The 15,578-nt window shown below is 34.6% G+C and carries 14 protein-coding genes; 5 read left to right on the top strand and 9 right to left on the bottom strand.

Going from position 1 to position 15,578, the window contains the following annotated elements; all coding sequences use genetic code 11:
* Window positions 1-22 precede the first annotated feature (22 nt).
* A complete protein-coding gene (locus tag ABJM36_RS07645; RefSeq protein WP_348450842.1) occupies window positions 23-631 on the top strand; it encodes a superoxide dismutase in 609 nt (202 codons plus the stop codon).
* Between the two features lie 296 nt (window positions 632-927).
* Window positions 928-1,683, top strand: a complete 756-nt coding sequence (locus ABJM36_RS07640) for a UDP-2,3-diacylglucosamine diphosphatase (RefSeq protein WP_348450840.1) — start codon at window positions 928-930, stop codon at window positions 1,681-1,683.
* A gap of 1 nt (window position 1,684) precedes the next feature.
* Here ABJM36_RS07640 and ABJM36_RS07635 read toward each other — a convergent pair whose 3' ends face one another.
* The 6 genes from ABJM36_RS07635 to ABJM36_RS07610 form a co-directional block, all read right to left on the bottom strand.
* On the bottom strand, window positions 1,685-1,966 hold the full coding sequence (locus ABJM36_RS07635; protein ID WP_348450838.1) for a peptidoglycan-binding domain-containing protein: 282 nt from the start codon (window positions 1,964-1,966) through the stop codon (window positions 1,685-1,687).
* Window positions 1,948-2,337, bottom strand: coding sequence for a hypothetical protein (locus ABJM36_RS07630; protein ID WP_348450836.1), 390 nt, complete (start codon window positions 2,335-2,337; stop codon window positions 1,948-1,950). Before ABJM36_RS07630 ends, ABJM36_RS07635 begins: the two co-directional genes overlap by 19 nt.
* Before the next feature lie 46 nt (window positions 2,338-2,383).
* Entirely contained in the window at window positions 2,384-3,652 is a 1,269-nt protein-coding gene (locus ABJM36_RS07625; RefSeq protein WP_348450834.1) for an MFS transporter, read from the bottom strand.
* A 19-nt stretch (window positions 3,653-3,671) separates the two neighbouring features.
* On the bottom strand, window positions 3,672-5,372 hold the full coding sequence (gene recJ, locus ABJM36_RS07620; RefSeq protein WP_348450832.1) for a single-stranded-DNA-specific exonuclease RecJ: 1,701 nt from the start codon (window positions 5,370-5,372) through the stop codon (window positions 3,672-3,674).
* 48 nt (window positions 5,373-5,420) lie between these two features.
* On the bottom strand, window positions 5,421-5,843 hold the full coding sequence (locus ABJM36_RS07615; RefSeq protein ID WP_348450830.1) for an OsmC family protein: 423 nt from the start codon (window positions 5,841-5,843) through the stop codon (window positions 5,421-5,423).
* A gap of 164 nt (window positions 5,844-6,007) precedes the next feature.
* Complete coding sequence (locus ABJM36_RS07610) at window positions 6,008-7,282, bottom strand: D-alanyl-D-alanine carboxypeptidase (protein WP_348450828.1); 1,275 nt, start codon at window positions 7,280-7,282, stop codon at window positions 6,008-6,010.
* Between the two features lie 199 nt (window positions 7,283-7,481).
* Here ABJM36_RS07610 and ABJM36_RS07605 point away from each other — a divergent pair, with 199 nt between their 5' ends.
* Together ABJM36_RS07605 and ABJM36_RS07600 are read left to right on the top strand one after the other, a co-directional pair.
* Window positions 7,482-10,667 (top strand): SusC/RagA family TonB-linked outer membrane protein, encoded by a 3,186-nt coding sequence (locus ABJM36_RS07605; RefSeq protein WP_348450826.1) that lies wholly within the window; start codon window positions 7,482-7,484, stop codon window positions 10,665-10,667.
* 15 nt (window positions 10,668-10,682) lie between these two features.
* A complete protein-coding gene (locus tag ABJM36_RS07600; RefSeq protein ID WP_348450823.1) occupies window positions 10,683-12,161 on the top strand; it encodes a SusD/RagB family nutrient-binding outer membrane lipoprotein in 1,479 nt (492 codons plus the stop codon).
* Between the two features lie 57 nt (window positions 12,162-12,218).
* Here the strand turns inward: ABJM36_RS07600 and ABJM36_RS07595 are convergent, their stop codons facing one another.
* Window positions 12,219-13,244, bottom strand: coding sequence for an aminotransferase class I/II-fold pyridoxal phosphate-dependent enzyme (locus tag ABJM36_RS07595; RefSeq protein WP_348450821.1), 1,026 nt, complete (start codon window positions 13,242-13,244; stop codon window positions 12,219-12,221).
* 7 nt (window positions 13,245-13,251) lie between these two features.
* Window positions 13,252-14,262: a dipeptide epimerase gene (locus ABJM36_RS07590; protein WP_348450819.1), complete on the bottom strand. Its 1,011-nt coding sequence runs from the start codon at window positions 14,260-14,262 to the stop codon at window positions 13,252-13,254.
* Window positions 14,263-14,330: 68 nt separating this feature from the next.
* Here ABJM36_RS07590 and ABJM36_RS07585 point away from each other — a divergent pair, with 68 nt between their 5' ends.
* Window positions 14,331-14,921, top strand: a complete 591-nt coding sequence (locus ABJM36_RS07585) for a carboxymuconolactone decarboxylase family protein (protein ID WP_348450817.1) — start codon at window positions 14,331-14,333, stop codon at window positions 14,919-14,921.
* A gap of 44 nt (window positions 14,922-14,965) precedes the next feature.
* On the opposite strand, the gene ABJM36_RS07580 is transcribed toward ABJM36_RS07585, so the two are convergent.
* Window positions 14,966-15,538 carry a uracil-DNA glycosylase family protein gene (locus ABJM36_RS07580; RefSeq protein WP_348450815.1) on the bottom strand — a complete coding sequence of 191 codons (573 nt, stop codon included), beginning with the start codon at window positions 15,536-15,538 and terminating at the stop codon, window positions 14,966-14,968.
* Window positions 15,539-15,578: the final 40 nt, after the last annotated feature.

The following is a 15,578-nucleotide window of genomic DNA, read 5'->3' as shown; positions in this document are numbered from 1 at the left end:
AAATACTAAAAACAAAAAAATTATGGCTTTCGAATTACCGAAATTAGGATATGCTTATGATGCTTTAGAGCCTCATATTGATGCTAGAACCATGGAAATACATCACACTAAGCACCACCAAGGATACACAAACAACTTAAATAACGCTATTGCAGGAACGGATTTAGAAGGAAAATCAATTAACGATATTCTTGAAAATTTAGATTTAGATAACGGCGCTGTTAGAAATAACGGAGGTGGATTTTACAACCACTCTTTATTTTGGGATGTTTTAAACCCAGAAGACAGAGGGCGTTTATCTGGCGAATTAAAAGACGCTATCGATGCTACTTTTGGTTCTAAAGATGAGTTTATTGCTGCATTCTCTAAAGCTGCTGGAACACGTTTTGGTTCAGGATGGGCTTGGTTATGCGTGCATAAAGGTGGTAAATTAGAAATTTGCTCTACACCAAACCAAGACAACCCATTAATGCCAGGAATTGGTTGTGGAGGAACTCCAATTTTAGGATTAGATGTTTGGGAACACGCATACTACCTAAACTACCAAAACCGTCGTCCAGATTACATTAGCGCATTTTTTAATGTAGTTAACTGGAATGAAGTAGAAAAACGTTACGCAGAAGCTAAATAATACCTGTTTCGCATTTAAAAATAAATAAGCAAATCTAGAAATAGGTTTGCTTTTTTTTTGGCGCTACCTAAGGGTCGGACCTAGAGCTTATCTTTAGCGAAGTTGAAGGCAACAAGCCCTCAACCTCCTTTGTCGGGCTGTGAGCTAACCACTATAAACCCTAAGGCAGTCATATTTGTCAACTTCTTAGCATAGCATATTTTTTTTACAAACCCGACTAAGTTTACAATAATTATACTTTTTCAAAATATTAAAATCAAATAATATAGCATCCACAGGAATTAGTATATTTACGCATGCAAATTCCAAAAGGAAAAAAAATATATTTCGCCTCAGACAATCATTTGGGCGCACCAACCAAAGCGGCTTCTTTTCCTCGTGAAAAAAAGTTCGTAGCGTGGTTAGACGAAGTAAAACAAGACGCTGCAGCCATTTTTCTTTTAGGCGATTTATTCGACTTTTGGATGGAATTTAAAACTGTTGTACCAAAAGGGTTTACAAGAACCCTTGGTAAACTTGCCGAAATTAGCGACTCCGGAATTCCTATTTACTATTTTGTGGGTAATCACGACCTTTGGATGAATGGTTATTTCGAAGAAGAACTCAACATTCCTGTTTATCACAAACCCAAAGAATTCACCTTTAACAACAAAACCTTTTTAATAGGACATGGCGATGGTTTAGGCCCTGGAGACAAAGGCTATAAACGCATGAAAAAAGTGTTTACAAATCCGTTTTGCAAATGGCTATTTCGTTGGTTGCACCCAGATTTAGGTGTGCGGATGGCACAACACCTATCGGTAAAAAACAAACTTATATCTGGCGACGATGACGCTAAATTTCTTGGCGAAGACAACGAATGGCTGGTACAATATTGCAAACGAAAATTAGAAGATAAACATCGAGATTTTTTCGTATTTGGTCACAGACATCTACCTTTAAACATCGACCTTAACAGCACATCCAAATATATTAACCTTGGCGATTGGATTCAATATTATACTTATGGCGTTTTTGACGGTGAACATATAGAGCTTAAAGAATATAAATAAGCTATTTCAATAAAGCCTCAAAGGTTATTAAATCTACTTTACCATCCGGAAATAGTCCGTTTTTTTCTTCAAATGATTGAACAGCGTCCCTTGTAATCGCTTTATATAAACCATCTACAGGAATACCAAACCCATTTTTAACCAACAGTTTTTGAAGCTCAAAAATAAAAACACTTTTTTGCCCTATCCTTAACTCCGAAATATGATTATTAAAAAGGGTAATCAATTTAGTATGTGCTTTTGCTTTTTCAAATTCAGCTTGACTTATACCTTCACTTTCCAACAACCTATATTAGCATTAGTTAAACCACTTTCTTTTAAGGCTTTAGATTTCATTAACTGGTCTTCATAAAACTTTACAACACCAAGTTTATCTGTATAATTAGAAATAGCAGCTAATACCACTTTATCATCAGACTCTGGATTTCTTACATCTATACCACTAACACTCCATTGCGTAATTACATATCCATTTAAGTCTTCAATAGCTTTATAATACCTTAACAAAAAAGACCTATCATGGTAATTTAAATCAATATGTTCATTGGCCGTATACGCATACTCTGGGGGAGTAAAACGCTTATATTCCATATATGTGCTATAACCTAAGGTTAACACAATAATAACTAGTAAAAATATGATAATCTGTTTCATTTTTATTGCTGTTTTATTTGAGATAAATATAATTTAAAGAAAACTATTAATCATTAGTTTCATTCGCTTCCATATCGGTTGTTAAATCTAAATCTCGTAACACTGGGTTTTTTATTCCAATAGTAACAGCGGTAACCAAAGTCATTATTCCCCCAAAAACAACCGCAGCAACCGGACCAATTAATTTGGCTGCTAATCCACTCTCAAAAGCACCAAGCTCATTAGATGAACCTACAAACATGGAATTAACAGATGATACTCGCCCACGCATATCATCAGGTGTTTTTAGTTGCAATATGGTTTGACGAATAATCATAGAAATTCCATCTGCAGCACCACTAATAAATAACATTAAAACACTCACCCAAAAAATTGAAGACAAGCCAAAACCTATAATACTAATTCCAAATATAAATACCGCAATTAACAGCTTTTTACCTGTGTTTTTACTAATAGGAATATAGGTTGTAATAAACATAGTAATAATACTTCCTAAAGATATTGAAGCGTTTAAAATACCAAAACCTTCGCTTCCTACTTTTAGGACATCCTGAGCAAAAACAGAAAGGATAGCCACTGTGCCACCAAATAAAACCGCAATCATATCTAAAGTTAAGGCCCCTAAAATAGCCTTGTTTTGAAACACAAATCGAACACCCACTTTTAGGCTTTCCATTACAGGTTCGCCAATATTTTTATTTAAAATAGGTTTCTTTTTTATTAAAAAGGTTAAAAAGAAAGAGACAACCACTAAAATAAAAACAATACACAAGGTGTTTGGCACTCCAATCCAACTTATAAAAAACCCACCAAAAAGCGCCCCTAAAACCGCAGCAGTTTTCCAGGTGCTCGTACTCCAGGTTGCTGCATTAGGATATATCCTTTTAGGCACAATTAAGGCTATTAAAGAGAAAATAATGGGACCAAAAAAAGATCGCAAAAATCCACCAAAAAATACAAGCGCGTAAATAAAATACAATACCGAGGTTGTAGACCAATGACCTACAACAGCACTTGTAGTTAACAAAAACAAGCCTAAACTTATTAGAGAAAAAGCAGCTATACAAATGGCCAGAAGGTTTCGTTTTTCCTTTTGATCCACAATATGTCCTGAAAAAAGAGCCATAGAAAAGGCCGGTATAATTTCCATAAGCCCAATAATCCCTAAAGAAAGTGGATCTTTAGTTAAAGAATAGACTTGCCATTCTATTACTATAAATTGCATAGACCATCCAAAAACCAAAAACAATCGAAGTAATAAAAATATATTAAATTCCTTTATGCGTAGTGCCGCATACGGATCGGTTTTAGCCATAATTAAGTTTTAAAATCTATTACTTTTGCTTCTTAATATCTCTTAACTTTAGCTGTAAGCTAACATTACCATTCCATTCATTTTCATCAATAGAATAAGCAGTACGAAATAATTTACCGTCGGAAATTTTATTTATTTTTTTACCCAATCCAAAACCTATACTTACTATTTTAGTTGATGATCCTGGTTGAGTTGCCGTTAAACGCAAATGAGTTTTGTCTGCCCCAACACATTTTCCATAGCCGGTATCCATTACATTTTCACTCATAAAAACCGGGGTCATATTACTAGGTCCGAACGGCGCAAATTGCTTTAAAATTCTATGAAATTTAGGCGTAATATCATCTAAATTAATTTTAGCATCAATTTTAATTTCAGGTGTCAATAAATCTCTATCTATAGTTTTAGAAACCTCATCTTCAAAAGCTTGTTTAAAGGCTTCATAATTCTCTGGTTCTAGTGTTAAACCAGCAGCATATTTATGTCCGCCAAATTGCTCAATATATTCCTTACAATTCCCTAAAGCATTATAGATATCAAAACCCTGTACCGATCGTGCAGAAGCAGCTAATTTATTTCCACTTTTAGTAAATACTAGTGTGGGTCTGTAATAGGACTCTATTAAGCGAGAAGCGACAATACCAATAACGCCTTTATGCCAATCTTCATTAAAAACTACAGTAGTAAGGCGGTTCTGTTCTTTATGTTCTTCAATTTGGTTAAGCGCTTCTTCTGTAATTCGTTTATCCGTTTCACGTCTATCTAAATTATACTCATTAATTTCTGCTGCGTACTTTTTAGCCATATCAGGCTCTTCTTCAGACAATAATGTTACGGCATAATTACCATGTTTCATCCGTCCTGCAGCATTAATTCTTGGAGCCACAATAAAAACAACATCTGTAATAGTTAAGGTCGTTTTTTCTACTTGATCTAAAATGGCTTTTATACCAGACCTAGGGTTTGTATTTATAACTATCAAACCAAAATAAGCCAACACTCTATTCTCCCCATCAATAGGAACAATATCTGCTCCAATAGCAGTGGCTACCAAATCCAAATACGCGGTTAAATCTTCAGCTGTTTTACCGTCTTTAGAGGCTAATGCTTGAATTAATTTAAAACCAACACCACATCCGCACAACTCTTTAAATGGATAATTACAATCTTCCCTTTTTGGATCTAATACAGCTGCTGCATCTGGAATTTCGTCTCCTGGTCTATGGTGATCGCAAATAATAAAATCGATACCAAGTGTTTTAGCATGCGCTACTTTGTCAACAGATTTTATACCACAATCTAACGCTATAATTAGCGAAAAATCATTTTCTAATGCAAAATTTATTCCTTTATATGAAACTCCATAACCCTCATCATACCTATTAGGAATGTATGTATAAATTAAATTATGCTTTGTTTTTAAATATGAAGACATTAAGGCTACAGACGTTGTACCATCCACATCATAATCGCCATAAACTAAAATATTTTCTTTATTAGCAATGGCCCGTTCTATACGTGCTACAGCCTTATCCATATCTTTCATCAAGAAAGGATCGTGCAAATCTTCCAAACGTGGTCTAAAAAAACGTTTAGCACTCTCAAAATCGCTTATACCTCTTTGAACCAATAACTTTGCCGTAATAACATCCACCTGAAGGGCTTCTTGCAAAGCTTCAACTTTTTCTTTTGAAGGTTCTGTGTTTAATGTCCAGCGCATTGAGAAGTAGCAATTTTGATATAAAAAGCAAACTTTAGCGGTTACTTTTTAAGCTTTATGAAAGTGTGTTTCTATAGTTAATGCTGCAAATTGGCGAAACATTTCCATAACACCACAATATTTTTCAATAGATAAATCAACCGCACGTTGTAGCTTTTTCTCGTTTAATTTATTCCCATAAAAATGAAAATGCAAAGCTACTTTATCGTAATATTTAGGATGCTCATCAGTTAAATTTGCTTCGGTTTCAATTTTAAAAGTATCAACATCTAGCTTCATTTTTTTTATTAAAGCCGCTACATCCAAACCAGAACACCCTGCTAATCCCGATAACATTAAAGCTTTTGGGCGATACCCTTCACCTTTACCTCCGTTTTCTTCTCCTGCATCAATAAATAAGTTGTGTCCTGAAGGGTTTGTACTTTCAAACCTCATATCGCCTAACCATGTTGTGGTAACTTCAACTGCCATTTTTTTAACTGTTTTTTATTTCCTGTAAGTATCAAAAATACTACATAAATACCTAAAACAATAATCTAAGCTTTTAAATTCATTTTTCGTTAACATAAAATGATTGTAAAACAACATATAGATTACCCCAAGCTTTCTAAAAAAAGACTGTAAAAAAACCAGAATTAATAATTATCGCGTAGCCATTCAAAAATTAGCTGCATACGCCTTTTAACTTCCTTAGTTGATGTTTTGTAATGGTTATTCATAAAACTAAAAACTAAAGTTTGGCCAGAATTAGTTTCTAAATAGCCACTTAACGAATAATTATTCCCTACTGTTCCAGATTTTGCATGAATATAAGGTTTGCTAACACCCGAATAATAACGTTTTAAAGTACCAGATTCTCCACCAACCGGAAATAAATTATACAAGCGCTCTTCGGGTAATTTATTATATAATTTTGTTAACACTTGAACAAATGAGGTTGGTGTGAATAAGTTATATCTACTTAACCCGGAACCATCAACCCAACGAGGCTTTTGCCTTAAATCTTTTAATTGATTATTTAGAATAGTATCACGTATTCTACTTGAACTTAAGGTGTCTGAAAGACTAGAAGATGCCATAATTAACATCTGTTCTGCTAAAAAATTATCGCTAACCACCATCATGCGTTTATACAAAGAATCCGCAGGAATACTATAGGCCATTTGGTTCAACTGTTTTCCTAAAAACCTAGAAACCTCAACTTTATTAGGTAATAAATCTTGCCAAAATTTAGTTATCAGTTCGGGAGTAACAACCATAGGAACCTCAATAGTATCTTTTTTTTTAGGGTTGTAATAAAATGAATTAGCGTTATAATCTCTTCGCTTTTTAGAATCGGAAAGCTGAATGTTATTTTTTAATAGCCTTGGAGTACTTTGCAAACTGTCTTGACTGCTAATAGTTAGCACATTACCATACATAGGGAAACTACTTTTTTCAGGACTAAAATAGGTGTCATAATCCTCCCAAGCCCAACCAGGACCAAATTTATCATCAACTAAATTATCTAGAATTAAATTTACTTTTTTATATGATTTCGCGAATTTTAGTGCTGTACTATCGTTAAAAAAGGGATGTAAAAAAGTAGGGTTGCCAACACCTTGAATAGTTATAGTATCATTATTTACCTCATACTTAAAAGCCGGAAGTTGCTCAGGCAAAACTTGCAATGCCGTAAATAAGGTAAATATTTTAGTGTTGCTAGCTGGTGTAAAGTATTTATCGGCATTATACTTAAACACAGTATCGTTGGTTTTAGGATTATAAACTAACAACCCTGTAAATTGATTGTTATAAAAGGGCGATTCAATTTGTTTTGCAATGCCTTTTTTTATGAAGACAGACTTACAACTATTTAAAAGCCCACAAGCCAAAATTAACAACAATATCCTATTAAGGTATACACTCATTGATTAATAATTTTAAAATAATTACGTAGTCCTCTTCTTAAGGCCTTAAATTACAGAATCTATTGTAAACTAATACATTTTAACACATTTAATAAATATATTTTACAAAATACACACTTTACAAATAATACTTCAACAGATATTGCTAAATAATAAAAAAACAATATATTTGAACGACTAACAATTCAAACTCTATTTTATGAAGAAAAAAGCAACCCTCTCCTTTCTTGTTTTTTTTACAACCACATGCAGTTTTTTATTTGCACAAAATATTACTGTAAGTGGTCAAGTAACGGATGCTTCTAGCGTACCATTACCTGGTGTAAACATTCAAGTAAAAGGTACTAGTAACGGAACATCAAGTGATTTTGATGGAAATTATAAAATTTCTGCCAAACAAGGCGATGTATTACTGTTTTCTTTTTTAGGATTTACAACTAATGAGGCAACAGTAACAGGAACAACATTAAATGTTAAACTAGAAGAAAGCGCCGACATCCTTGGTGAAGTTATTGTTACCGCTTTTGGTATTGAAAAGAAAGAAAAATCCTTAGGGTATTCTGTAACACAAGTAAAGACAGAAGATCTTAATTTAACAGGAAACACAAACCCAATATCTGCTTTACAGGGTCGGGTAGCCGGATTACAAATTAGCAACCCATCGGGTACAGCTGGAGGAGGTTTTGATATTTTAATAAGAGGGATGTCCTCAATGAATCCAAGCCAAAACAACCAGCCACTAATTGTTTTAGATGGTGTTACTCTAAACAACGATACGTTTTCTGGAGACATTTTACCTTCAGCAGGTTCCAACGCTTCGGGTAGTAATGAGCAATTCTCTTTTGCTAGTAGAATTGGTGATTTAAACCCAGACGATATTGAAACATTTAACGTTTTAAAAGGAACTGCTGCCACAGCATTATACGGAATGGAAGGCGCCAATGGCGTTATTGTTATTACAACAAAAAAGGGTAAACAGGGCAAACCTAAAATTAGCTTAAGCCTTTCCACAACCATGAGTAATGTAACTAAAGCTCCAGAACTACAAACCGAATTCCGTCAAGGTATTTACGGAGAAACAAACACCTTATATTTCCCTGATTCTGAAACGGGCTACTCTTTTATTTCTGGCACATCATCCTCAGGACCTTATAATTTTGGTGTTAGATATTCTGAAGATTCTGTTTTGCAAGATGGCGTTACCCTAGATTTATCAAACGACAAGTTTTACGACCCTTATGAATTATTCGAAACAGGAATTAATAAAAACATAAACTTTGGAATTTCTGGTGCTAGCGAAAAGTTGGACTATTATTTCTCGGCAGCTAATTCTAAAACAGATGGTTTAATACCTTATACCGATTTTAAAAAGACAGCATTACGTTTTAAAGCGGGTTACCAAGTTACCGTCAACCTTAAAATTAACTCTTCTGTAATGTTTACAAAATCTGATTCAAGAAAACCTACAGGTGGCGATAAATCTATAATAAGCGCCCTGGGTTATTGGTCACCTACATTTCCTATTAACGATTTTCTTAATGCAGATGGTTCTGCTAGAAATCCTTACCCAGGATGGATTGACAACCCAAAATACAACGCATATATAAGTGGATTAACTGAAGACACCAACCGTTGGTTAGGAAGTATAAACTTAAATTGGTCGCCTATAGATTGGGTTAACGTAAATTACACAGCTCAAATTGATAATTACACCACATATTTAAATCGTTTTGTTCCGCCAGAGTTAGATACAGGTTCACAAGTAAATGGATTTATTGTCGATCAAAACTATGACTTTACAGGTTTAGAATCTAACCTTATTGTTACTCTAGATCACGATATAAGCGAAAAGCTCTCAGGATCGGTTTTAATTGGAAATTCAGTTAAAGACAACACAAGACGCTCATACAGAATGTATGGCCAAAACTTAAACATTCCTCATTTTAATCATATTAGTAATACTCAAGAAAATTATTCTATAAGTAATTATACATCTCAAACAAGGTTAATTGGTTTATTTGGAGAGTTTAAATTAGATTATGATGACAAACTATTCTTATCTGTTACAGGTAGAAATGACTGGAATTCAACATTACCAGAAGATAACAACTCGTATTTCTATCCTTCGGTAAGTTTAGCTTACGATGTACAAAGTTTATTTAACAATAAAGATATTTTTAGTTACGGAAAACTAAGAGTCTCATACGCTCAAGTAGGAAACGGAACTTCATTTGGCCAAGTAGGATCTTATTTTTACCCTGATGCCAATTTCCCATGGGCAGGAACAGGAGGCTATATTGCAGACAAAACCATTGCAGACCCTAATTTAAAGCCTGAAATGACAAAAGGCTGGGAATACGGTGCAGATTTCCGATTCTTTAAAAACAAATTAAGAGTAGATTACGCTTACTTTAAAAACAAAGTTTACGATGCAATATTCCCTGCTAGTACAGCACCTTCTACAGGTGTTACGTCTTTATTAAGAAATTCTGGATTGTATGAAACAAGCGGTCACGAACTTTTAATTAGCGGCGATATTGTAAAAAGCAACGATTTAAACATCGACCTCACTTATAATTTTGCTAAAAGCAATGGGAAAATTGTTGATTTACCAGAAGAGGTGCCTTATATAAACTTCTCTACCGATCTTACTGGAGCTTATTTATATTTACAACCTAGGGAAGGTGATGATATTGGTTCCATTTACGGCTATCTATTTGATAGAACAGACAATGGCGAACTTATTCTTGATGCCGCAGGATTACCAACTACAACCATTACAGATGAAAATAGAGTTATAGTTGGTGATGCTACTCCAGATTTTATAATGAGTTTAGGTTCCAACATTAAATGGAAAAATTTTGGTTTAAACTTCTTGTTTGAATGGAAAAAGGGTGGCGATAAATACTCCTGGCAACGTTACATTTTAAACAGAATGGGACAATCCGAATTTTCAAGGCAATTTAGAGATGGCGACGGACAATATCTTTTTGATGGTGTTATGGAAGACCCTAACAATGCCGGAACTTACATTCCCAATACAACAGTTGCAGATTTTTCGCCAGAATCTACCTCTGCCTATAGATTGTTTAATTGGACTGGATACGGAAGACGAAACGCAGAATATTTATTGCAAGACGCATCATGGGTTAAACTAAGAAGCCTTGGTGTTACCTACAGCTTAAACAAATCCTTCTTAGACAAATTACATCTTAGCGAATTTGTAATAAGCGCCAATGCTAACAATATTTTAATTTGGACACCTTTTGATGGTTTCGATCCAGAAGGTAGCGATTATTCGGCAGGAAGTAACAAATATGGTTTTACTGGTCGAGGTATTCCATTAGCAGAAAATTATTCGATTGGTGTAACTATAGGATTTTAAAAAAAGTAAGACATTATGAAAAATACAATAAAAAATATACTCCTCTTAGTTTTACTAACTACAGGATTACATTGTTGCGACGACTATTTGGACGTAAACACGCCATCGAGTGCGCAGACCGAAGACGCCTTAGACATGAAGGATATTATTGGACCTGTTATGTTCAATACCATTTATGCTTTTTACTATGCCGAATTATCGTATGGTAATTACACACAATATTTTGCATCCTACGGTTATGGAGCTGCAGGTTTAACTAGCACATCTACAACCTGGGCAAATATATATACAGAAGGATTTCCAAATATTAAGGTTTTAAAAGCAAAAGCAGATGCTCAAGGCGCTATTCACTATAAAGCTGTTATCAAAATTCTAGAAGCTATAAACATGAGTTTAGCCGTAGAATGTTGGGGCGATGTCCCATATTCTGAAGCTGGCGAACCTTTTGTTTACCCGTATCCCGTTTTAGATGATGGCGAAACAGTATACAACCAAGCTTTAAATCTATTTAACGAAGCCATTGCAGATTTAGAAGGACCTGATAATTCTCAAATATCTATGGGTAATGAAGATTTATTCTATGATGGCGATTTCGATAAGTGGTTAAGAGCAGCTTATACCTTTAAAGCCCGAATGCAGCTAAAATTAATGAAAAATGGAGAAACAACAGCTGCCGATGTTTTAGCCTCTATTAACAAAGGACTTGCTTCTAATAGTGATAACATTATGCTAGAGTTTCCTGAGGGCGAACTAAATCCTTACTATTCAACAAATATTTTAGCACGAGCTACTGCAAACTTTTTCCGCGGACCGAATGATCAAATAATTAGCATGATGAATGGTACAACTTACCCTTTTGAAAGTGGTGTTATAGACATTGACCCGAGATTACCAGAAATTTTTGAAAATGAAGGTGAAGTAGGTGACCCTTGGCGTGGTTTTATGAATGGTGGAACTGGTCTATCTTCTGATGGGGAACCAGCAAATACCTACTATAAAGATGGTGGATACCATACTAGTACCACATCTCCTTTAATTTTACTAACCTATGCGGAAGCTATGTTTATAAAAGCTGAAGCCGAATTTTTAGCAAATGGAGGCACCACAACAAGCACAGGAACCACAGCCGCCGCATATAACGCTTATATGGCTGGGATTGCTGCTAACATGGAAGAAATAGGAGCCGATGGCACCGATTATATGGCAGATACGGCTGTTGCTGTTGGCGAAGCAGGTTTAATGCTAAACCATATAATGAAAGAAAAATACATTGCCAATATTCATAATATAGAAACCTATAACGATATGCGTCGTTATAATTTTTCGTCGGATGTATTTAAAGACTTAGAACTTAGATTAGAAGAAGATTCTGAAAGCGAATATCTAGGAAAATGGTTTAGACGTTCTATCTACCCATCATCTGAAACAAATTCTAATGAAAACATTTCTTATGATGAGAGCACATCAATTATAGATATTTGGTTATTTGAATAAGTTGAAATTTTGTTAAAACCAAATTAGAACCTCGGCAATTTATTTTGTCGGGGTTTTTTATAACCCTTTTAACACCTGTTTTAACTCAGTTAAATCGGCTATTGTATGGTTTGCATTAATAACAATTCGACTCATTAAACCAGTATAGTTTGGGTACTTAAAATTTGTTATAATAATACCTTGGTTTAAAAAATAATCGTAAACCGATTCGCCCTCAAAATAAATAACAGGATAGTTTATATTAAATTTAAGAGCTGTGGATGCTTTTAAATCTTCAAGTAAAAAACTCAAATTAGCTTTAAGTTTTCTTTGTTGGTTTTTAATGATATCCTGCGACTCCAAATAACATTCCAAATACCCTGGACTAGCGCAAGACGAAGAAACAAAAAGAGCTTCCTTTTTAATGGTTTCAATAAAATCAATATCCGCAGCAATAACCCCTCCCGAAAGCCCTAAAGCTTTACCTAATGAAGCCACTAATACCTTTCGCTTAATATTTTTATTAGAAATGCTTTTAAAAATACCCTCTCCATTTGTACCTAAAACACCAATACTATGCGATTCATCTATAACAAGGGTTATGTGTTTACTTGATGAAATATGGTTTAAAAATTGAAATGATGTTGGGGCGACATCTAATGCTAAAACCGCATCGACAGTAATAACAATATGCTCTTCTGTATTATTAATGAGGTCTTCGTGTAACTTACCATTTTCAAACAAAGGCATACTCTCAGCATGTAAAACAGCAGGGTGTGTTTTAGGATAATGATAAAATGTGCTTTTGCTACGAGACAAACTTTCTAAAACTAATTTTCCTGCCAAAGTACCAGAAGATGTGGTGAGTGTTTTTTCTGATCCAATTTGTTTAGCAAATAAGGTTTCTGCTTTTTCAAAAACAGATAATTTTATATTGGATTGCCTTGAACTCCCATAAAAAGAGCCCCATTTAGCAATTCCGTTTACTAATGCTTGTTGAAAACTAGGATTTGTTGGTAGTCCTAAATATGCCGTTCCTCCAAAATACAAATATTCTTTTCCGTCTACAATTACCGTTCTATCTGGAAAATTTTCTACAATCATTAACACATTATATTAAAGAAACACCTATTCCGTTTGTATTGCTATATTCAATTACGCCTTCATTAATATTTACACCATGTGCAATATCTTCAGAAAGCAATAAGGCGCCATCCATATCTACATAATCTAAAAGTGGTAACAAATGAGCAATTGCAGAAATACCAACCGAAGATTCCGTCATGCACCCCACCATGGTTTTCATACCAAACGCTCTAGCTTCATTAAGCATTCTTTTTGCAGGTGTTAAACCTCCGCATTTAACCAACTTAACATTTACACCATGAAAATGGTTATTACACTTAGCAATATCTGTTTCAACCTGACAACTTTCATCAGCTATTACCGGCAACACCGAGTTTTTGAATACCGTTTTATGCCCCTCCCAATCATCTGCTTTTAATGGCTGCTCTAAAAACTCTACACCTAGGGCCTTTAATGCTTTTGCGTTACTAATAGTCTCATCAACTGTCCAGCCACAATTAGCATCAATTCTAAAAATAGCATCGGTATGTTTTCTTAAGGCTTCAACAATTTTTATATCCTCCTTAGTACCCAATTTTATTTTATAAATGGGCCAAGGAAATTCTTTCATTTTAGAAATCATTTTATCTATAGAATCAATACCAATCGTATAATCTGTAAGCGGATTATTAGACGTATCAAACCCCCAAAGCTCGTATAATTTTTTACTTTTTTTCTTAGCATAGATATCGTTGTAAGCTAAATCTAAAGCACACAACGCAAACATATTGTCTTTTAAATACACATACATTTCGTTCCAAAACAGCTCCGGACTTAGGTTACTTTTAGAAGCTATTAAAGGCTCTAATTTTCTTAAGTCATCCATCATCTTTTTAACCGTAATGTTGTAATACGGATTGGATGTTGCTTCACCAAAACCAGAATAACCACCATCCTTCAATTGCACAATTAAGGATGGTTGCACATCGTGAGATTCGCGAGAAATTGTAAAAGTATGTCTTAATTTTAATTCGTAAGGCTTTAAAATAACCTCCATAAATTTCTTTTTTATTAGACGTGAAGTTAATAAAATTATACCTTTGAGAATAACGAAAACTTAAAATTATGCCTCTAGTAACTCCGCTTTCTGCCGATCATGATTTAGAAACTAAAAAACTAGCCGAATTTTTTAATGAAACCTTAGGGTTTTGTCCAAATTCGGTATTAACCATGCAACGCCGACCAGCCATAAGTAAAGCATTTATAAACCTAAACATGGCGGTTATGGCTAATGAAGGAAAAGTAACTTCTGCTTTAAAACGAATGATTGCCTGGGTGTCTAGCAACGCAACAGGTTGCAGATACTGTCAAGCGCATGCCATAAGAGCTGCAGAACGCTATGGCGCGGAACAAGAGCAACTAGATAATATTTGGGAATACCGGACACACCCTGCTTTTAGCGATGCCGAACGTGCTGCATTAGATTTTAGCTTAGCAGCAAGCCAAGTTCCAAATGCAGTCGATGAAACTATTAAACAACGTTTGCACCAATATTGGAATGAAGGTGAAATTGTTGAAATGCTTGGTGTTATTTCATTATTTGGGTATTTAAACCGCTGGAATGATTCTATGGGCACTTCTATTGAAAGTGGCGCCGTAGAAAGTGGCGAACAGTATTTAGGAAAACATGGTTGGGAAAAAGGAAAGCATGTTTAATTCCTGCGCAGGCAGAATCTCAAAACAGCTGTTAGCCGTTTTAATTAGGCATTAATTATTTTTACCCGTTCCCTCAATACCGGCAACACGTCAATTTCAAACCAAGGATTTTTAGTTAACCAAAATCTGTTTCTAGGTGATGGATGCGGTAAAGGCAAATATTTGGGCAGGTAGTCTTGAAAATTATCAACGGTTTCTGTTAAGGTATTTTTAGCCGTTTTTCCCAAATAATATTTTTGAGCATACATACCAATTAAAATAACGAGTTTTACGTTTTTAAGTTGATTTAACAAGGGTTTATGCCATTGTGGTGCGCATTCAGGTCGTGGTGGTAAATCGCCCGTTTTTCCTTTTCCGGGATAACAAAACCCCATGGGGATTATAGCAAACTTAGTTTCATCGTAAAACTCTTTATTTGAAACATTAAGCCATTTTCGTAATTGTTTACCACTAGCATCGTCCCAAGGAATTCCTGTGGTATGTACTTTAATTCCGGGAGCTTGACCAATAATTACAATCTTAGACTCCGGATGCGCAGAAACTATAGGCCTTGGACCTAAAGCTAAATGCTCTGCACAAATGGTGCATTGTTTTATATTATGGAGTAAATCTTGCATTTAGTTTTAGCTTCTAGAACACGTTTAGAATACTTAAAGT

The organism is Algibacter sp., from assembly GCF_039977455.1.
Classification (GTDB): domain Bacteria; phylum Bacteroidota; class Bacteroidia; order Flavobacteriales; family Flavobacteriaceae; genus Algibacter_B.
This window is presented reverse-complemented; position numbering and strand designations above follow the sequence as displayed.